Raw genomic sequence first — 19,653 nt, forward strand, 5'->3', positions numbered from 1 at the left:
GGACGCTCTTGCTCGAATCCCCCGAACCACTGCGGGTCAGTATCGATCCCGGGTTGCCGGAACACCATGCTCGCGGTGTCTGGCGTGCGTTGAACCAGGCACCTGAGGCGGTGGGCCGGCTCAGGGCCGAGGACCGGCCGGAGAGCCGGCGGGTCGGTCATGCCATGGGGCTGCTCGGGCTGTGCGGGCTGGGAGTCCTGGAGTGGCTGTTCTGGGACTCGGCACAGACCATCGGCGCGGTGCTCGGCTTCGGGATCTTCCTCCTCCACCTTCGACATCGATACCGGCGCAAGGCGGACGAGGCGGAGGCCTCGATCGATCCTCGGGTGACGATCGCGTTCTTCGAGGACTCGTTCGTGGTGGACACGATGCTCGATGACGTGGATCGGGCCCGACTGGGGCGGATCCAACGTGTGTCCGAAGTGCTCCTGGAACAGGGCCACGACCTGAGGTGGGTGGCCGAACGGGAGTGGGGTCTGGCGGTGAGGCTCCCGGCCCTCACGCTCGATCGGGTGAGGGCCGAACGTTGCTCGCGCAAAGGTGAGCGGGAGCGGCGCGGGGCGGAGACGTCGACGCACGAGGCCTTCGTGGACGGATGGATCCGCTACCTGGAGGACGCCGCCGGGGTCAGGCCGGGACCGGGGAGGCCAGGCTGAAGGCGCGCGGCCCGGGGCCGTGGCCGCGCAGGTGCGAGGACCGCTCGATCGCTTCCGCCAGGGTGACGTTCGCGCCCGCGTCGGACCACCACAGGGTGCGCTCCACGGTGGGAAAGGCTCCGCTGTCCTCGCGGTAGGCGAGCAGGTCGGGGTGGGCCTCCTCCACGAAGGTGCGCAGTTCGATGGGCCCCCGCCACAACCGAACCAGATGCACGCGGTCCATTTCGTGGTGGAAATGGACCTCTCCCAGGTGGCCCGAGTGGTCCTTGACCCGGTTCCGGAGCGCGCGGGCGAGGGTGGCCAGGTGAGTGTGGTCGCCCTGGATCACGTGGTGCTCGACCAACGTCGTTTGCGGACGCGGAACTTGCGGCCTGGGGCCTCGGGAGGCGGCGGCGTGGCGACGACGAAGCAGGGTGCTCATGAGGATTCTCCTTCAAGTGGACCCTGTGGTCGAGGCCACTTTGGCTCTGGTGGATCCACGAACTTGATGCCATTCTCGGAAGGGCAGGCCATGATGGCGAGATCCAATGGAGCGAAAAATGGACCTTGTTCGGCGGACCGATGAGCTCGTGGGTCTTCTCGGCTCCTGGACGAGCGGCTCCGGCGCCCTCTACAAACGCCTGTCCGAAGCCCTGAAAGACCTGGTCGAGCAGGGTTCGCTCGCCCCCGGGGAACGCCTGCCGTCCGAACGGGCGTTGGCCGGCGCGCTCCGAGTGAGTCGCACCACAGTGGTGGCCGCCTACGACCACCTGCGCGAGGAGGGGACCCTGGAGAGCCGCCAAGGCAGCGGAACCCGGGTCAACAGCGCCCTGCCCCCGGTGATCTCGGACGGGTGGACCGCCGGCGGCAACGGCAACCCCGTCTACGGCACGTTGCTGCGCACCGATGACTCGCTCATCTCCGCCTCCTGCCTGCGCACCCCCGCCCTGGAAGGGGTCGAACGCGCCGTCCGCGAGGTCGTGGCCCAGGACCTGCCCTCACTGATGGCGGAGAGCACCTACCACCCGCGCGGCCTGCCCGCCCTGCGCGAGGCGATCTGTCGTTACTACGAACGCCAGGGGTTGCCCACCCACCCCGACCAGATCGTCGTCACCACCGGCGCCCACCAGGCGGTGTCCCTGGTCGCCCAGCTCTACCTGCGGCGGGGGACCAAGGTGGTGGCGGAGGACCCGAGCTTCGCCGGGTGTCTGGACCTCATGCGCGACCGTGAGGCCGAGATCATCCCGGTGCCCCTCGATGACCAGGGCATCGATCCGAACGGGGTGCGCCGCGCGATCGCCGAGCACCGCCCGCACCTGATGTACCTCATGCCCTCGTACCACAACCCGACCGGCGTGATGATGTCCGCGGTCCGCCGCAGGGAGCTGGGGGAGCTGTCCGCGCGTTCGGGGGTGCCGATCCTGGAGGACAGCGCCTACACCGGCATCCGCGCCGAGGACGAACCCCCACCGCTGGCGGCCTTCGCCCCGCGCGGAGCGGAGGTCATCACCGTCGACTCGCTCTCCAAGGTGGCCTGGGCCGGGCTGCGGGTGGGGTGGCTGCGCGCACCGGCCGAGATGGCGTTGCGGTTGAGCCGCCGCAAGATCCTCGCCGACCTGGCGGGCCCGCTGCTGGACCAAGCGGTCGGGGTGCGCTTGATGGACGACTACGAAGCGCTGGCCCACGACCGTTCGGAGACCCTGCGCGAGGCCATGGCCCACATGGAGGAGATGCTGCGGCGGGACCTGCCCGGCTGGGAGTGGCGCACCCCTGATGGTGGGGCTGCGCTGTGGGTGCGGCTGCCGGGTGTCGCCGCCCGGGCCTTCGCGCAGGTGGCGCTCTCGCACGAGGTCGACCTGGTGCCCGGTCCGGTGATGTCGGCGTCGGGCGGCGGGTGCCACGAGGAGTACTTCCGGCTTCCGGTGTCCTACGACCGCGCCACCCGGGAGGAGATGGTGTGGCGGCTGACCCGTGCCTGGCGCGAACTGGACCGGCACGGTCCGATGGTCGGCCACCCGGACACCCTGGTCGTCTGAGGGCGAGGACCCCGAAGACGACCCCCGGACGAGGGGGAGGGCGGCACCGATCGGTGCCGCCCTCCCCCGTTCGAACGCACGAGAACGTTCGTTCGAGGTGCTAGCCCAGCCGGGTCTTGCGGGCCTCGGTGAAACGCTGCTGGACGTCGGCCCAGTTGACGACGTTCCAGAACGCCTTGACGTAGTCCGCCTTCACGTTCTTGTACTGGAGGTAGAAGGCGTGCTCCCACATGTCCAGCATGAGCAGCGGCTGCGTGCCGATGGCGATGTTGCCCTGCTGGTCGAACAGCTGCTCGATGATCAGGCGCTGACCCAGGGCGTCCCAGGCCAGGATGGCCCAGCCCGAACCCTGGATGCCCAGAGCCGCGGCGTTGAAGTGCCCGCGGAAGGCGTCGAAGGACCCGAACTGGTCGTCGATGGCAGCGCCCAGCTCACCCTCGGGCTTGTCGCCACCGTCCGGGGACAGGTTCTTCCAGAACACGGAGTGGTTGACGTGGCCGCCCAGGTTGAACGCGAGGTTCTTCTGGAGCTGGTTCACGGTCCCGAAGTCGCCGGCCTCGCGGGCCTCGGCCATCTTCTCCAGGGTCGTGTTGGCGCCCGCGACGTAGTTGGCGTGGTGCTTGTCGTGGTGCAGCTCCATGATCTGACCGGAGATCCACGGCTCAAGGGCCGCGTAGTCGTAGGGCAGCTCGGGAAGCGTGTACGGCGCAGACATACTCTGACGCACCTTTCCAGGACGATATTCGTCGTGTTCTTACCAGCGATGGGATCGCTAACCAGCAAGCTATCAGCAGCGGAAGCGAGTCCCCGATGTCAGCTCGTGGACACGGGCGGCCGGGAATAAAATCGGGCCGGACCGTCGTTGCCGTGCCGGTCCGAAGGCGACCCCATGCTCCTCATCCCCCCTGCCCGCCACAGAGGTCCCGTGAACCCCGGGAGCCCGACGAATCCTCCCGTCGGATCCGTCGGGGCGCCCCTTAAGACAGGAACCCTCCGTATTCTCGATCTCGGGTGATTCGGTCCGGTCCCGCTACCCTGACCCGCGTGCCCCCGAATCGCGATTGAACGTTGACCGCGTGTTCGTCCGACATTCACCGTGGTGGCATCGGCCCGGGGGAGAATTCATCGTCGAATTCGAATGGCCATGCCCACGAAGCCTCGTTCGGTGAAACACGCTTCCTAATCTTCCGAGGCCGTCTGCGCATATGAGTGAAACCACGACCGGGGTTCCCACCCCCGGCGACCCCCGCATCCCCTCGGTCACCGACACTCGGCGGACCGTCCGGACCGGAGGCGGTTTTCGCCCCGAGATCGAGGGGCTGCGCGCCATCGCCGTGGTCCTGGTCGCGGTCTACCACATCTGGTTCGGACGGGTCTCCGGTGGCGTGGACGTGTTCCTGCTGCTCACCGGCTTCCTCATCACGGGTTCCCTGGTGCGCGCCGTCGAACGCGACGGTCGGGTCCGGTTCGTCGCCTTCTGGGCCCGGTTGGCCAAACGTCTGGTGCCCTTGGTCGCGGTGGTCCTGCTCGCCATCATGGCCGCCATGTACGTGTGGCTGCCCAGTTCACGCTGGGAGGGCCTCCTGGAGGAGGTACGGGCCGCCGCGTTCTACCACGAGAACTGGACCCTGGCCGGTAACGCGGTCGACTACCTGGCCCGCGAGACGGCCGCCGGCCCCCTCCAGCACTTCTGGTCGCTGTCCATCCAGGGACAGTTCTACCTGCTGTGGCCGGTGCTGGTCACCGTCGCCGCGTTCATGGCCACCAGGATGGGGTTGCCGCTGCGCCGGAGCCTGCTCGTGCTGGTCACGGCGTTGTTCGCCCTCTCCCTGAGCTACTCGGTGTACATCACCGCCCACGACCAGGCCTGGGCCTACTTCGACACCGGCGCCCGGCTGTGGGAGCTGTCCCTGGGCGCGATCCTCGCCCTGGTCATCACGGAGCTGCGCGTGCCCACGCGGGTCAGGATCTTCCTCGGCTGGTTCGGGTTGGTGGCGCTGGTCTCCTGCGGGTTGCTCCTCCAGGTCTCCACGCTCTTTCCCGGGTACGTCGCGCTGTGGCCGACCGGCGCGGCCCTGCTGGTCATCGTGGCCGGTGGCACAGGCAGCAGGTTCGGGGCCGATCGGCTGCTCACCTGGAAGCCGCTGATGTCGGTGGGCCGCTTCTCCTACGGGCTGTACCTGTGGCACTGGCCGATCCTGGTCTGCTACCTGGAGGTGACCGGGAGACAGACGGCCACGCTGATGGGAGGGGCCGCGATCCTGGGCGCCTCGTTCGTGCTGGCCTGGATCACCCATCAGGTGGTGGACGGGGGCGTCGATCGCCTCACCCGACCGGAACACCGTCGCGGGCCCGGATGGTCGGTCATGATCGCCGTGCTCTTCCTGGTTCCGGTCCTGATCGTCGCGCAGTCGTGGTCGCAGCGGTTGGAGGGGGAACGCGTGGAACGGGTGCAGGAGGTCATCGAACCCGAGACGTACCCGGGCGCGCGGGTGGTCGCCGAGCCCGACCTGCTGACGGTACTGCCCGACGTGCCGGTACGCCCGGCCCCGGAGGACGCCCAGGGGGACCTGTCCTCCCACCATCAGGAGGGCTGCCACGTCAACCTCGTCGTCGAGGAAGTGGTGGTCTGCGATCGGGGGCCGGCGGACGCGGAGCACACGTTGGCGCTGGTGGGAGCGTCGCGCACCGCCCACTGGTATCCGGCGGTGGAGAAGGTCGCGGCCGAGCACGGGTGGCGGCTGGTGTCGTTCACCAAGAGCGGCTGTCCGTTCGGTCTGGCCACGTCGACCCGGGATGGGGAGGTGTTCCAGGAATGCGAGGTGTGGAAGGCCGATGCGTTGGCGGAGTTGGAGGAACTGAACCCCGACGCGGTGTTGCTGTCCTCAACGAGGGCGTTCGCCGATCGTGAGGTGGTCCAAGAGGGCTACACGGAGATGTGGTGGCACCTGAACGACCTGGGCATCGACGTGATCGGCCTGCGTGACCTGCCCCGACTGCCCTACCGTGGCGCGGAGTGCCTGGAGTCCACCGAAGCGGTGGAGTGCACCAGCCCCGTTTCGCGCAGCCTGCGGGAGGTCGACCCGGCCGCGCAGCTGGAGGAGCTGCCGCCCAACGTCACCCTGCTGGACCTGACCGAACACGTGTGTCCGGACGGCGCCTGTGACGCGGTGGTGGGCAACGTACTGGTCTACTGGGACCACTCGCACATCACCGCCACCTACGCGGCCACCCTCACCCCGGTGGTGGAGAGCGCGCTGTTGGAGGCCACGGGTTGGTGACCCGGGCCCCGCCGCGACGACCTCGCCCGGATGACGTCCGAGGGTGTTCCGGGCGGGCTTCATGCCGGTCCGACGGTTTTCCGTGGCACTTCGGAATCCCTTTCCAGAAATTCCGGACACGCTTTGGTGATATCGGAGTGATCGTCCGGTGAACGATGCGGTAATTGACGCTCTCCTGGGTTTCGGATGCGCATACTCGGCACCCCCGGGCTCTTTCAAGGCGTTAATGTCGAAGACGCACAGTGGCCTTCCCCGCTGATGCGGTTCCGAACGGTTCCGCGTGCTGATCCGCGCGTCGGTCGCCGCACCCCTTTCGCGGAGGTAACCCCCATGAGCTCCCTCAAGAAGAAAATTCGCCGATCGCTGCCCGTGGTCGGACTCCTCGGTCTGGCGGCCGTCGCGACCCCGATCGCCCTGGGCGTCCTGGGGCTGGTGACCTGGGGCGAGGCCGTCCTGGCCGTCACGGTCCTGCTCCTGGGCGTGGCGATGCTCGGCCTCGCCGTGGGGTTGTCGCGACTGCGCCGATCGGTGCTGGAACTGTCCACGTCGGTCCGCACGCAGACCGGCCAGGTCACCGAACTCTTCGGGCAGGACCGGCTGGAGCTGGCCCGCTCCCTCGACGGGGTGCGCGCCGAGGTCAAGGAACTGCGCGACGGCGCCCTGCCCCGGGCGATCCACAAGATCACCCGCGCCGGTGTGCGGAGCGGACGCGACGACTACGAGCAGCAGGTCGCCTGGACCGAGCTGCGCGAGTACCTGGACGTGGCCCCGTTCATGCCGCCGCTGCGCGGTTGGGCCGCCTCCCCCGACGTGCTACGGGTGTTGGTCCGCGTCATCGACCGGGACCGTCCCGAACTCGTGGTGGAGTGCGGCAGCGGTTCCTCCAGCGTGTGGATCGGCTACGCGCTGCGCAAGGCGGGGGCCGGTCGTCTGGTCGCGATCGAACACGACGCGCGCTACGCCGAGCTCAGCCGCGCCCTGGTCGCCACCCACGCCCTGGAGGACATCGTCGAGGTCCGGCACGCGCCGCTCACCCCGGTACCCGCGGAACTGGCCGACGGGGTGTCCGCCGAGGTGCCCTGGTACGACACCGAGGCCCTGAGCGACCTCAAGGGAGTCGGACTGGTCTTCGTCGACGGCCCGCCCGCGGCCACCGGACCGGAGGCCCGCCACCCGGCCGTTCCCGCGCTCCTGCCAGCCTGCACCGACTCCGCCGTGTTCGTCCTCGACGACGCCGACCGCGACGAGGAACGCGCCCTGGGCGACCGGTGGCTGGCCGCTCACCCCGAGCTGACCCGCGTCGAGGAGGCCACCGAGAAGGGGGCGCACGTCTTCACCCGTACACCCTGATCCTCCCTCCCCCGAGCGTCCCCCATTCTCCCGATCCGCAGCAGAACCGAGAAGGTCACCGATGATCACCACCGTCCTCCGGCAGGCCCTGCGCGCACGTGGCGAAGAGCCCGCCGTGCTCTGCCACAGTGGGGCCGACACACTCCGGGAGGTGTCCGGGGCGCCTCGGCGGCCCGGGGACCTGCTCGTGGATCTGGGCGCTCATCCTCTGGGCGAACCGCTCCGGATCGACTCCGTCGAAGGCGCGGAGGTGGAACCCGTCGCCGGGCTGGTGGCGTTGGTCGCCGCCACCCCCACCGACCTGAACCGGGCCCTGACCGCCGCCGTGCACCTGCCCCGGACCGTGCAGGTGGTGGTCGCGCTCCTGGACACCCCGGGCCACCAGGACCCGCCGGTGCCCGCGGGACCGGGCATGGGCCAATGGCGTGACCTGCAGGAACTGCGGGTGCGGCGGATGGGCAAGCGCGGTTGGGTTTGCGAACTGTTCTTCCCCAACGCGATCGATACCGCCCAGGTCCTCGACTCCGTCCTGCACGGCACCCGAGGCCGCCGACGCGGGCCGATGGTGGCACCCCTGACCGCGCTCAGCGGCCCCGAGTCCTCGCTGTGGCGGCCCGGCGACACCGGCGCGCACGGCATCGACGCGACCGGCCCCGTCCCGCTGCGTCGGGTCACCCCCGTCGCCGACCTGGCCCTGCGCGTGCACGACGACGCGGCCCCGGAGTGGAACGAGGAGACCGTCCCGGTGCTGGACCGCGCGGCCACCACGGCCGACGCCTGGGAGGCCCTCACCGGGACCGACGGTCGCGCTCGCGCCGAGCGGGTCGTCGCCGAGCAGAGCCCGGCCGCTCGGGTCACCGTCTCGCCCGCCCACCTGGTGGCGCCGATCGACGAGACCACCGTCAACCCGACCGGGTTCTCCAAGGCCGAGAAGGGGCCCCTGGGACACCTCACCGTGCACGGGGACCGCGCCGTCATCCGTGAGGGGAACAAGGACCTGGTCGCCGTGGCGGCCGACGGCACCGTCACCGACGTCGACCTGACCCACCTGCGTCACCTGCGCGGGGTGAGCGTCGACTGGTCCGGGCACACCGGCCCCACGGCGGCGGTCCGCGCGGTGGTCTCCCTGGCCGCCGGGGGCGTTCCCCTGGTCGCCGGCCCCGTGCCCTCCTGGGCCGCCGGTCTGGGCGCGCCGCTGACCGAACTCCTGGCCGGGGCCACCGACGCCGACCTCACCGACCGATTGGCCCGCGAGGAGCACAGCGTCCGGCTGCGCCGCGCCGCCCTTTACACACACGGTCTGCGCTCACGCTGGCGCGCGCTCGGCGCGCGGGCCGGGATCCCACTGCCACCCGCACCCCGGATCTCGGTCATCCTGTGCACCCGACGCCCCGAGATGGTCGGCTTCGCGCTCGCCCAGATCGCCCGACAGCGCGGGGTCGAGTTGGAGACGGTGCTGACGCTGCACGGGTTCGACGCCGACCGGCCCGAGGTGCTCTCGGCGATCCAGGCCTACCGTGACACCGGTCTGGCGATCACCGTGCACGAGGCATCCGCCGACCAGATCTTCGGGTCGGTGCTCAACGACTCCGTCGCCCGCGCCTCCGGTGACCTCATCGCCAAGTGGGACGACGACGACTGGTACGGGCCCGAACACCTGGCCGACCTCGTGCTCGCCCGGACCTACTCCGGGGCCGAACTGGTCGGCACCGGACAGGACTTCGTCTACCTCCAAGAGGTGGACCTCATGGTGTGGCGCAGCCGCGAGTCCGAGACCGCCACCCGGTTCATCGCCGGTGGCACCATCCTCACCGATCGCGTGGTGTTGGAGGAGACCGGTGGTTTCCGGCCACTACCGCGCGCCATCGACACCCAACTGCTCATCGCCGTGTCCCGGGGCGGGGGACGTATCCACCGCACCCATGGGCTCGGGTACGTGCTGCGCCGCACCGGCGGCGGACACACCTGGTCCGAGGACATGGCCTACTTCCTGCACAACTACGCACGACAGTGGGCCGGCTGGCGTCCGAGCGTCCTGCTCGAAGGCGAACCTCGCCCGCTGGGTGGACCGACCGAGGTCCACGAGGAGCCGGTCATGGCCACGACGAACCCGGGGGAACAATCTTGACCAGTACCGAAGAGCACACGATCGCCTCGATCACCGAGCCGACCGTGTCGATGACGGACATCGTGTCCGCGCTGCCGCGCGGGACCGTGGACCTATCCGCCCAGCCTCGCGTCCATCGCAACGACTACTCGGTGGTGGACGTCCCCGAACTGGGGGAGTGGACACCGACGTTGTCGGTGAGCGTGGTGATCCCGGCGTACGGCGGGGCGGACAAGCTCGCCCTGGTGCTGGCGTCGTTGGCCGCGCAGAGCTACCCGGCGCACCTCATGGAGGTGATCGTGGTGGACGACGGCAGCCCCGAACCGCTCACCCTGCCGCCGGTCCACCCGGAGAACACCCGGGTCATCCCCTCGGCCTCCGGTGGCTGGGGGTCGGCGCACGGCGTCAACACCGGCGTCGCCGCGTCCTCGGGCCAGGTGATCCTGCGACTGGACTCGGACATGCTCGTCTACCGCGAGCACGTGGAGTCCCAGATGCGCTGGCACCACCGGATCGACTACGGTGCCGTCCTCGGGCACAAGCTGTTCGTCGACTTCGACCCCGCCGCCCTGACCGCCGAACACGTGCACGAGGAGGTCGCGGCCGGCCGCGCGGACCGGCTCTTCGACAAGGAGACCGCCGACCCGCACTGGATCGAGCGGCAGATCGACCGCCACGACCGACTGCGCACCGCCGGACGGTTGGCCTACAAGGTGTTCATCGGCGCCTCCGGGTCGTTGCACCGGGAGCTGTTCGACGCCGCGGGCGGACTCGACGCCGAGCTCATCCTGGGCGGTGACACCGAGTTCGCCTACAGGCTCGCCCAGCGCGGAACGGTGTTCGTGCCCGACCTGGACACCAGCAGCTGGCACCTGGGGCGAACCCAGATGCAGACCCGTCGCGACGCCGGTACCCGCTACCGGATGCCGTACGTGTCCAACCGGGTGCCCGACTTCCACCTGCGCCGCAAGCGTCCGGACCGCCAATGGGACGTGCCGCTGGTGGACGTGGTCGTGGACACCACCGACAGCACCCTGGAGGAGGTCGACACGACAGTTTCCTCGTTGCTGTCCGGTTCCACCCCCGACCTGCGGTTGTGGCTGCTGGGTCCGTGGACGCGGCTGCACGACGACCGCCGCGCCCCGTTGGACGAAGAGCTCCTCGACGTCCGTCTGGTCCACGAGACCTTCCGCGGCGACCCCCGGGTGAAGTTCGTGGGGACGCCGCCGCGGACCGATCCGCGCGTGCCGCACCGCCTGTACCTGGCGGCCGGGCCCACCCTGACCGAGACGGCCGTGGCAGACCTGATCAAGGAGATCGACAAGTTGGGCTGCGGGCTGCTGTGCGCGCCCCTGCCCGGTGCCACCAAGGCCAGTGACGGGGTGTTGCGCCTGGAGCGCGCCTCCTCGTTCGCTCGGGCGCTCCACCTGGAGCCCGAGGCCACCGGCAAGGAACTGGACCAGACGGTCGAGCGGACCCATGGCACCCACTGGATGCCGGGGGAGCGCTTCGTCGCCGTGGCGGAGGAGGAGACCGAGGAGGCCTCGAAGCCCAGCGTGGAGGTCCTCGAACAGCGTCTGGAGAAGGCGTTGGTCGACGCCGACCGGCAGCGGGCGCGCGCCCAGCGGGCCGAACGCAAGCTGCGCTGGTTCACTCCGGGTGTGGGACGACGGTTGCTGCGCCGTATCGCGCGCTGAGAACGGATCGGGGCGGGCACGTCGGTCGTGCCCGCCCCGATCGGGTGCCGTGTTCGCTCCGGCGACACACCGCCTGCGACAATCACATACGGTGACAATTATGGCACGCTGGGTTCGGTCCGTCTTCAAGGGCCTCACCTGCCCGCTACGCCCAAGGTTGCCCGATGATCACATCAGTCGTCCGTCAGGCCCTACGCATCCGCGGTGAAGAACCCGCCGTTCTCTGCCACACCGGTGACCCGACGACGACCAGGCGTGAACTGGCCACGCTTCGACTGCGCCCGGGCGACCGCCTGATCGACCTGGACGCCCACCGCATGGGCGACCTGGTGCCCGTCTCCGACATCGAGAACGAGGGGGGCGGACCGGAGGAGGGCGCCGGGACCGCCGGACTGGTCGCGGTCGTGGCCGCCAGTCTGACCGACCTGCGCCGCGTCCTGACGGCGGCCACCGCGCTGCCGCGCACCGTGCACCTGCTCGTTTCCGTGATCGACACCCCCGGCCACCAGGGCCCGCTCCTGCCCTCGCCGCCCGGCATCGACGAGTGGAACGACCTCCTCGAAGCCCGCGTGCGCCGGATGGGCAAGCGCGGGTGGGTGTGCGAACTGTTCTTCCCCAACTCCGTCGAGACGGCCCTGGCCATGGACTGCGTCGTGCACGGCGTCCGAGGGGGACGACGTGGCCGGCGCACCGTGCCCCTGGCAGGCCTCCACGGAAACGAGGGGTCCCTGTGGCGGCCCGGCGACATCGCCGCCACCGGGGTCAGCGCCACCGGCCCGGTTCCGCTGCGTCGGGTCTCGCCCAAGTCCGACCTGGTCCTGCGCACCGACGAGGTGGGACTGCCCGAGTGGGAGGACCCCGTCGTCCCCCACCTGGACATCCCGGCGACCACGGGCCGTACCTGGTCCGCCATCGTCAGGGCCGTTCCACCGGGGGCCGGGGAGGCCGATCCACACCGGGTCCCACCCGTCGACGAGTACACCGTCAACCCCATCGGCTTCACCAAGAAGGCCGGCGGCCCCATGGGCGACCTCACCGCCCACGGCGACCGTGCCGTCATCCTCGAAGACAAGAAGGTGTTGTGCGTCCTGCCGGAGGACGGCACCGTCACCGACCTCGACATCGGCAGGCTCCGGTACCTGCGCGGCATCCGGATCGACTGGACCGGACACTCCGGCCCGCTCGCCGCGGTGCGCACGGTGGCCTCCCTGGCCGCCGCCGGTGTGCCCCTGATCGGTCGGCCCGTCCCGGTATGGGCGGCCGACCTCGGAGACCCGCTCGTCGAACTGCTCACCGCGGTGGAGGAGAGGGAACTCGCCGACCCCCTCACCCGCGAGGAGCACAGCGTTCGGCTGCGCCGCGCGGCCCTGGGCACCCACTCGCAATCGGTCCGCTGGCGTGCGCTGGCCGCACGTGCCGGTGTCCCGCTGCCACCCGAACCCCTGGTCACGGTGCTGCTCTGCACCCGTAGACCGGAACTGGTGGGCTTCGCGCTGGCCCAGATCGCCCGCCAACGGGGTGTCCGCTTCGAGCTGGTCCTGGCCATGCACGGGTTCACCGCCGACGTGCCCGTGGTGCGGTCGGCGCTGCGCGAGTTCGAGGCCACCGGAATCCCGCTCACCGTCCACGAGGCCCCCGCCGACCAGGTGTTCGGCGCCGTCCTCAACGACGCCGCCGACCGTGCCTCGGGGACGGTCATCGCCAAGTGGGACGACGACGACTGGTACGGCCCCGAACACCTCGGCGACATGCTCATGGCCCGCAGGTACTCCGGCGCCGACCTCGTCGGCATCACCCAGGACCTGGTCTACCTGCAGGAACTGGACGTCACGGTGTGGCGCAGCTACCAGACGGAGAAGCCCTCGCCGGACGTGGTGGGCAGCACGATCGTCATCGACCGCTCCGTGCTCGACGCCGTCGGCGGGTTCCGGCCGCTGCCCCGAGCGATCGACAGTCAGCTGTTGCTGGCCGTGCGCCGCAACGGCGGCCGTATCTTCCGTACCCACGGCCTGGGCTACCTACTGCGCCGCGCGGGGGAGGGGCACACCTGGGACGCCGACATGGGCTACTTCCTGCGCCGCAACAGCAGACAGTGGTCCGGCTGGCGGCCCAGCGCCCTGTTGGAGGGCACGCCCGAGCCCATGGGCGGCGGACAGGATCCCCTGCTCGGCTCCCGGGCACCGGTCCAGGCCCGCATCGAGGGACCTGACGTGACCGGGACACCGGGCACGACGACACCGACCACCACGGGAGGCCACCGTTGACCACCGCAGACAACACCTCCGCGTACGACGAGACCGGACCGGCGCCGCTGCTCGGAGTCGTCCCACCGGACGGCGGGACGCCCGAACGGCCCCGGATCCACCGCAACGACTACACCGTGCTGGACGTCCCCGAATTGGGGGAGTGGACGCCGACGTTGTCGGTGAGCGTGGTGATCCCGGCGCATGAGGGGGCGGACAAGCTCGCCCTGGTGCTGGCGTCGTTGGCCGCGCAGAGCTACCCTGCGCACCTCATGGAGGTGATCGTGGTGGACGACGGTAGCCCCGAACCGCTCACCCCGCCGCGGATACGTCCAGAGAACACCCGCGTCATCCCTTCCGCCGAAGGTGGCTGGGGGGCGGCGCACGCCGTCAACACCGGTGTCGCCGCCGCGACGGGGCAGGTGATCCTGCGGCTGGACGCGGACATGCTGGTCCATCGCGAGCACGTGGAGTCGCAGCTGCGCTGGCACCACCTGGCCGACTACACGGTGGTGCTGGGTCACAAGCTGTTCGTCGACTTCGACCCCACCGCGATGGTCCCGGAATACGTGTACGAGGAGGTCGCGGCGGGTCGCGGCGACACGCTTTTCGACCGGGAGAGCGCCGATCCGCACTGGGTGGAACGGTTCATCGAACGGACCGACCGGCTGCGTTCGGCGGGCCACGAGGGGTTCAAGGTCTACGTCGGCGCCACCGGGTCGCTGCACCGCGACCTGTACCTGAGGTCGGGGGGCATGGACCCCGAGATGGTCCTGGGCGGCGACAGCGAGTTCGGGCACCGGTTGGCCCAGCGCGGCGCGGTGTTCGTGCCCGACCTGGACAGCAGCAGTTGGCACCTGGGGCGTTCCCAGATGCAGGAGAAGCGTGACGCGGGCACCCGCTACCGGATGCCCTTCGTCGCCAACCGGGTGCCCGATTTCCACCTGCGCCGCAAGCGTTCGGAACGCCAGTGGGAGGTGCCGCTGGTGGACGTGGTCCTCGACGTGGCCGAACGCACCCTGGAGGAGGTCGACGAGACCGCCGGGGCGTTGCTGTCCGGTTCCACCCCGGACCTGCGTCTGTGGATGGTGGGGCCGTGGTCGCGCCTGCACAACGACCGCCGCCCGCCGTTGGAGGAGGAGTTCCTCGACCTGCGCCTGGCGCACGAGACCTTCCGGGGGGACCCGCGGGTGCGCTTCGTGGAGTCGCCGCCGGAGACCGACCCGCGCGTGCCGTTCCGGCTGTACCTGGAGGCGGGGCCGCCGCCGACCCCGGACGCCCTGGCGGAACTCGTCATGGCCTGCGACCGATCCGGTGCCGGACTTCTGTGCTCCCCGATGCCGGGGGCGTTGCGCGCCGGTGAGGGTGTGCTGCGGCTGGAGCGGGTGGCCGCCTTCGAGCGCGCCCGTCACCTGGACCCGGAGGCCGAGGGCAAGGACCTGGATCACCTCGTGGAGGAGGTGTTCGGCATCCACTGGACCCCGGCGACCGGCGTCATCGCGTCCCTGGGCCCGGAGGAGGCCGAACTGGAGGAGAAGGCCCCCACCGGTCGCGAGGGCGAGTCGGTGGAGCGTCTGCGGGTCAAGTTGCGGCAGGCCACGGACCGGGGGGACCGGATGCGTCGACGGGCCGAACGCGCCGAGCGCAAGCTGCGCTGGTTCACCCCGAGCCTGGTCCGCCGGGCCCTGAGCCGTATCGCCCGCTAAGGCAGGGGGATCGGGGGTCAGGGCACCCACAGCCCCAAGGTCTCGGCGACCAGGGCCGGACGTTCCCGACCCTCGATCTCCACGGTGTGCCGGCTGGAGACGAGGTAGCCCTTGGGCGTCTCCTTGACCTTGATGAGTTCCACGGCGTCGCGCACGCGTGAGCCCACGACGACGGGTTGGAGGAAGCGCACCTTGTCGAGCCCGTAGTTGATGGACATCTTGGGCTTCTCCGTGATCTGGAAGATCTGCTGGGAGAAGTGCGCCACGAGCGACAGCGACAGGAAGCCGTGCGCGATGGTGGCGCCGAAGGGGCCGTGGGCGGCGCGGTCGGCGTCGAGGTGGATCCACTGGTGGTCCTCGGTCGCGTCGGCGAATCCATCGATACGGCTCTGGTCGATGGTGACCCAGTCGGTGACGCCCAAGGACTCGCCTTGGGCGGAGATGACCTCGTTGATGTCGGCGAATACGCGCACGACGCCTCCACGTTCGGGTTGGGGGCCGGGCCTGCCTACCGAGGCCCGCTGTGGTGCGCGCCACTCTACCTAACGGTGTTCGGTTAATTGTGTTCGGGGCCGCCCGGGTGCCAGGTCGTGCCCGGATCGGAGGCCCGTGGGGAGTCCAACAGCAGCGTCCTGGCGGTGAAGGAGCGAAGGGTCGTCGGATCGAGTTCGTGTCCCAGACCGCTCGCGGTCAAGGGCACCGGGACCACCCCGTCGTGCGCGCGCACCGGTGGCACGACCAGATCGCGACCGCGAGAGCCCGCGCCGGGCATCTCCACCGGCAGGGTCGCCCCGGCCAGTGAGGCCAACGCGACCGTCGCCGCGCGGCCCACCCCGGTCCGAGCCGAGGAACCGCACCACACCGGCCAACCGGCGTCCACCGCCATGTCCACCGCCCGACGGGCCGCGGTCAACCCGCCCAGCCGGGCCGGATCCACGTTGACCGCGCCGCCGGCCTCGGCCCGGATCGCCTCGCCCAGGTCCTCCAATGAGGACAACGAACGGTTCAGGGCCACCGGTGTTCGCAACTCGCCGGACAGCCGGGTGTGCGCGGCGAGGTCGTCGGCCGGGAAGGGGTCCTCGATGGCCACCAGCCCCAAGGCGTCCAGGGACCGTAGTGCGTCCAGGTCCTCGGGGGACTCGGTGTACCGGCCGCCCGCGTCCACCTGGAGCACCATGAACGGGAAGCTGGTCTGTACCGCGCGGACCACGTCGGTGTCCCAGCCCGGCTGGACCTCCAACCTGATCCGCCGGAAACCCGCCCCCACCTGACGGTTCACCTCGGTGATCACCGACTCCGACGTGACCTGCCGGGCCAGGGTCACCCCCGCGGTGAGCGCGGTGCGCGACCCGGCCAGGGCGTGCGCCAGCGGGGTCGAGCGCTGTCGACTCCACAGGTCCCAACAGGCGGTGTCCAACGCGCCAACCAGCGCGGGATCCCAGGGCAGGTCGGCGAAGGCCTCCACCACCTCGGTCGGCCGGCGCCAGGGGTGGTCGAGCAGGGCGGGTGCGAAGACCCGTGCCAGCGCGTCCCACTGCTCGGGAGTGGCACCGGGCACCTCACCCCAACCGCTCACCTCGCCGTCGGAGACCCGGACCAGGACGGGGGCAGCGGTGCCCGAGCCTCGCCCTGCCAGAGACGGACGCAGCCGCACCAGTTCGAGTTCGACGATGCGGGTCACGGTCACCGCTCCGGCGTGCGTCACTACAGTCCACCTCTGCTCGGGCCTCGGGCAAGGGGCCCGCCACGGGGAAGGACCCACTTTCGACGGTACCCCCGCCGAACCCGCCCGACCACCCCGTACGGCTCACCCTGTGGACGAAGGTTTCCCTGGTGGTACGGGCTTTGTGCGGGTCGGAGCGGGTTCGTCCCCCTCGGGTCGGGTCCACGTCGGGTGTCTCACCCCGGACACGGGAACAGGGATCAGTGGGCGAGGACCTCGTCCAGGGCACGGTGCTTGAGGCCGTGGGCCTCCGCCACCGGGGCGTAGACCACCTCTCCGCCGAAGGTGTTCAAGCCGGCCGCCAAGGCCGGGTCCTCACGCAGGGCCCGTTTCCATCCCTTGTCCGCGAGTGCCACGACGTAGTGCAAGGTGTCCTTGGTGAGCGCGTGCGTGGAGGTGTTGGGGACCGCGCCCGGCATGTTCGCGACGCAGTAGAACACCGTGTCGTGCACGGTGAACGTGGGGTCGTCGTGGGTGGTGGGACGCGAGTCCTCGAAACAGCCGCCCTGGTCGATCGCGATGTCCACCAGGACCGCGCCCGGGCGCATCCGGGCGACCAGTTCGTTGGAGATCAGCTTCGGTGCCCTGGCGCCGGGGACCAGCACCGCGCCGATCACCATGTCGGACTCCAGGGCCGACGACTCCACCTCGAAGCGGTTGGACGCCACCGTCTTGATCCGCCCCTGGTACAGGGAGTCCAGGTGCCGCAGCTTGTCGACGTTCAGGTCCAGCACCGTCACCTCGGCGCCCATACCCACGGCGATCTGTGCGGCGTTCAACCCGGACACACCGGCGCCGATCACCGTGACCCGGGCCGGTCGCACCCCCGGGACCCCGCCCATGAGGACCCCACGACCACCGGCGGAACGCTGCAAGGTCACCGAGCCGACCTGCGTGGCCAGCCGGCCCGCCACCTCCGACATGGGCGCCAGCAGCGGCAGCGAACCGTCGGGCAACTGGACGGTCTCGTAGGCGATGCCGGTGACCCCGCGTTCGACCAACGCGTCGGTGCACTCGTTCGAGGCCGCCAGGTGCAGGAAGGTGAAGAGGGTCTGGCCCTCGCGCATGCGGTGGTACTCGGCGGGGACGGGTTCCTTCACCTTGAGGACGAGGTCGGCGGTGGCCCACACCTCGTCGGCGGTGGCCAGGATGGTGGCGCCGGCCTCCCGGTACTCCTCGTCGGTGATGGAGGAACCCAGACCCGCGTCGTGTTCGACGAAGACCTCGTGCCCTCGGCCGGTCAGTTCGTGGACCCCTGCCGGGGTGATGGCGACTCGGTACTCGTGGTTCTTGATCTCGCGGGGCACACCGATGAGCACGGTTCCTCCAACTGGTATCGCCATGGACACCTACCACTGTGAACGGCGAAGGCGCCCCGGCGCTATCGCCAATGTGCATAGCCCTGTAGGGCCATGTTGACAGGATGTAAGGACTCCGTGTGGCGTGTGACACGGGTCTAGGAGTGTGCTTCTCGGCCCCCCACCCACACCCTCGCGACCCTTCCGGCGAGCCGCATCCCCGCGTAGGGTCCCGGGTCGTCCTCGGGCACCAGGGTGGTCGCCTCGTCGTCGAAGGCGAGCAGGTCCGCCTCGAACCCGGGCTGGATCCGGCCACGGGCCAGCCCCAGGAGGTCGGCGGGGCCTTGGGCGGTCCAACGGGCCAGATGGCTCAGGGTGAGGTTGCGTCGACGCGCGGCGGTCCACAACGCGGACAGACTCCACCGCAGCGTGTACAACCCGATCGCCGGCAGATGGCCCGAACCGATGGTTCCCAGGGCCGACCCGGGTTCGAGGAGGGCACTCCACAGCGCCTTGCGGTTGGCGTCCGAGCGCAGCGGCGGACGGCAGCCGCGCACCGGGGAGTCCGGCCCGGGGAACTCCGCGGGCAGACACAGGTAGTGCGGGCAGGTCTGTGCGCCCAGTTCCACCCCGGCCGCCTCCGCGGCCGACAACAGCGCCGCGCACTCGGCGGCGGTGAACGGGGCGATGTGGGTGCGCGCACCCACGACGCGGGCGGCGGAGATCACCCGTTCCAGCCCGCGTCGTTCGGCCCGGGGCGGGCGCTGTTCGGCACTGATCGGAGGGGTCCCGAGTTCGGCGGCGTCCTCGGCGTGCACGATCAGCAGCGAGTCCAGGGTGGCGATCTCCACCATGGCCTTGCGCAGCCCGGGGTCGCTCAGCGCCGCCATGTCGGGGGCGCCCCCGTCCGAGAGGGACGCTTGGAAAGCCACCACGCCACCGGCCTGGAGATCGGCCAGGTCCAGCGGTCCGGTGCCCTGGTTGACCCCGCCCAGGAACGCGATGGCCACCGGGGAACCGGCGGACGCGCGTTGGTGTACCTGGAGGGAGTCCGCGCAGGTGATGGCGGGACGTGCGGGCGCGGGGGCGACCACCATGCAGGTGACGCCGCCGCGCAGGGCGGCGGCACCGGCCCGGTGGTAGGAGTGGGCCAGATCCTCACCGGGGGCGTGCACCCCGGTGCCCAGGTCGACCGCCCCGGGCAACAGGGGCCGATCCCCGAGGTCGACGATCCGTGGACCGGGCCCTTCGTGTCGTTCGGGTTCGGATCGTTCGACTCGATCTGGTCGATCCGATGAAGCGGGCGGATCGGTGATCGAGCGATATGGCAGCACCGCCTCGATGCGGCCTTCGCGGACGGCCACGTCCGCGGCTTCGATCCCCTCGGGGACCACCACTCGTGTCGAACGGATGACGGTATCGAAATCGGGCATCGCTCCCCCTTCGGGCGCAGGGCTCGGGTCAGGGTGAGAGGTGTCGAGGAGGGGAAGGAGCAGGGACTCGTCGGGGCGTCGAGCGTATCGCGTGGAGCCCCTTCGTATGGGGGGAACATCACCAAGAGGGCCGCTTTCACGTAC

At 70.4% G+C, this 19,653-nt stretch carries 14 protein-coding genes; 8 read left to right on the top strand and 6 right to left on the bottom strand.

All coding sequences use genetic code 11. From position 1 onward, the window contains the following. The first annotated feature begins 8 nt into the window (after positions 1-8). Entirely contained in the window at positions 9-656 is a 648-nt protein-coding gene (locus ACWGSK_RS12355; RefSeq protein WP_452455850.1) for a hypothetical protein, read from the top strand. On the opposite strand, the gene ACWGSK_RS12360 is transcribed toward ACWGSK_RS12355, so the two are convergent. Then, positions 628-1,077 (bottom strand): DUF3291 domain-containing protein, encoded by a 450-nt coding sequence (locus ACWGSK_RS12360; protein ID WP_358508930.1) that lies wholly within the window; start codon positions 1,075-1,077, stop codon positions 628-630. The genes ACWGSK_RS12355 and ACWGSK_RS12360 overlap by 29 nt on opposite strands. A 118-nt stretch (positions 1,078-1,195) precedes the next feature. Here ACWGSK_RS12360 and ACWGSK_RS12365 point away from each other — a divergent pair, with 118 nt between their 5' ends. After that, a complete protein-coding gene (locus ACWGSK_RS12365) occupies positions 1,196-2,671 on the top strand; it encodes an aminotransferase-like domain-containing protein (protein WP_358508931.1) in 1,476 nt (491 codons plus the stop codon). A 100-nt stretch (positions 2,672-2,771) separates the two neighbouring features. On the opposite strand, the gene ACWGSK_RS12370 is transcribed toward ACWGSK_RS12365, so the two are convergent. Then, on the bottom strand, positions 2,772-3,386 hold the full coding sequence (locus ACWGSK_RS12370; RefSeq protein WP_358508933.1) for a superoxide dismutase: 615 nt from the start codon (positions 3,384-3,386) through the stop codon (positions 2,772-2,774). A gap of 490 nt (positions 3,387-3,876) precedes the next feature. Here ACWGSK_RS12370 and ACWGSK_RS12375 point away from each other — a divergent pair, with 490 nt between their 5' ends. The 6 genes from ACWGSK_RS12375 (at position 3,877) to ACWGSK_RS12400 (ending at position 15,055) form a co-directional block, all read left to right on the top strand. After that, positions 3,877-5,952 carry an acyltransferase family protein gene (locus ACWGSK_RS12375; RefSeq protein ID WP_452455851.1) on the top strand — a complete coding sequence of 692 codons (2,076 nt, stop codon included), beginning with the start codon at positions 3,877-3,879 and terminating at the stop codon, positions 5,950-5,952. A gap of 330 nt (positions 5,953-6,282) precedes the next feature. Continuing rightward, positions 6,283-7,302, top strand: coding sequence for a class I SAM-dependent methyltransferase (locus ACWGSK_RS12380; protein ID WP_452455852.1), 1,020 nt, complete (start codon positions 6,283-6,285; stop codon positions 7,300-7,302). Positions 7,303-7,363: 61 nt separating this feature from the next. Beyond that, positions 7,364-9,430, top strand: a complete 2,067-nt coding sequence (locus tag ACWGSK_RS12385) for a glycosyltransferase (protein WP_452455853.1) — start codon at positions 7,364-7,366, stop codon at positions 9,428-9,430. A gap of 50 nt (positions 9,431-9,480) precedes the next feature. Further along, a complete protein-coding gene (locus tag ACWGSK_RS12390) occupies positions 9,481-11,106 on the top strand; it encodes a glycosyltransferase (RefSeq protein WP_452455960.1) in 1,626 nt (541 codons plus the stop codon). A 164-nt stretch (positions 11,107-11,270) separates the two neighbouring features. Continuing rightward, entirely contained in the window at positions 11,271-13,370 is a 2,100-nt protein-coding gene (locus tag ACWGSK_RS12395; protein WP_452455854.1) for a glycosyltransferase, read from the top strand. Further along, entirely contained in the window at positions 13,367-15,055 is a 1,689-nt protein-coding gene (locus tag ACWGSK_RS12400; RefSeq protein ID WP_452455855.1) for a glycosyltransferase, read from the top strand. Before ACWGSK_RS12395 ends, ACWGSK_RS12400 begins: the two co-directional genes overlap by 4 nt. 17 nt (positions 15,056-15,072) lie before the next feature. Here ACWGSK_RS12400 and ACWGSK_RS12405 read toward each other — a convergent pair whose 3' ends face one another. The 4 genes from ACWGSK_RS12405 to ACWGSK_RS12420 all read right to left on the bottom strand — a co-directional run bounded on the left by ACWGSK_RS12405 (position 15,073) and on the right by ACWGSK_RS12420 (position 19,509). Beyond that, entirely contained in the window at positions 15,073-15,528 is a 456-nt protein-coding gene (locus tag ACWGSK_RS12405) for a MaoC family dehydratase (RefSeq protein ID WP_452455856.1), read from the bottom strand. Between the two features lie 83 nt (positions 15,529-15,611). Beyond that, positions 15,612-16,760 carry an enolase C-terminal domain-like protein gene (locus ACWGSK_RS12410; RefSeq protein WP_452455857.1) on the bottom strand — a complete coding sequence of 383 codons (1,149 nt, stop codon included), beginning with the start codon at positions 16,758-16,760 and terminating at the stop codon, positions 15,612-15,614. A gap of 218 nt (positions 16,761-16,978) precedes the next feature. Next, complete coding sequence (gene ald, locus ACWGSK_RS12415) at positions 16,979-18,097, bottom strand: alanine dehydrogenase (RefSeq protein ID WP_358509003.1); 1,119 nt, start codon at positions 18,095-18,097, stop codon at positions 16,979-16,981. A gap of 137 nt (positions 18,098-18,234) precedes the next feature. Further along, positions 18,235-19,509: an amidohydrolase family protein gene (locus ACWGSK_RS12420; protein ID WP_452455858.1), complete on the bottom strand. Its 1,275-nt coding sequence runs from the start codon at positions 19,507-19,509 to the stop codon at positions 18,235-18,237. Positions 19,510-19,653 lie beyond the last annotated feature (144 nt).

Source organism: Nocardiopsis sp. NPDC055551 (assembly GCF_053619415.1).

Bases quoted from the DNA above. Each gene is read 5' to 3' on its own strand.
- ACWGSK_RS12395 (WP_452455854.1), top strand. From the start codon at position 11,271: ATGATCACATCAGTCGTCCGTCAGGCCCTACGCATCCGCGGTGAAGAA.
- ACWGSK_RS12390 (WP_452455960.1), top strand. From the start codon at position 9,481: ATGACGGACATCGTGTCCGCGCTGCCGCGCGGGACCGTGGACCTATCC.
- ACWGSK_RS12420 (WP_452455858.1), bottom strand. From the start codon at position 19,509: ATGCCCGATTTCGATACCGTCATCCGTTCGACACGAGTGGTGGTCCCC.
- ACWGSK_RS12365 (WP_358508931.1), top strand. From the start codon at position 1,196: ATGGACCTTGTTCGGCGGACCGATGAGCTCGTGGGTCTTCTCGGCTCC.
- ACWGSK_RS12385 (WP_452455853.1), top strand. From the start codon at position 7,364: ATGATCACCACCGTCCTCCGGCAGGCCCTGCGCGCACGTGGCGAAGAG.
- ACWGSK_RS12380 (WP_452455852.1), top strand. From the start codon at position 6,283: ATGAGCTCCCTCAAGAAGAAAATTCGCCGATCGCTGCCCGTGGTCGGA.
- ACWGSK_RS12375 (WP_452455851.1), top strand. From the start codon at position 3,877: ATGAGTGAAACCACGACCGGGGTTCCCACCCCCGGCGACCCCCGCATC.
- ACWGSK_RS12360 (WP_358508930.1), bottom strand. From the start codon at position 1,077: ATGAGCACCCTGCTTCGTCGTCGCCACGCCGCCGCCTCCCGAGGCCCC.
- ACWGSK_RS12370 (WP_358508933.1), bottom strand. From the start codon at position 3,386: ATGTCTGCGCCGTACACGCTTCCCGAGCTGCCCTACGACTACGCGGCC.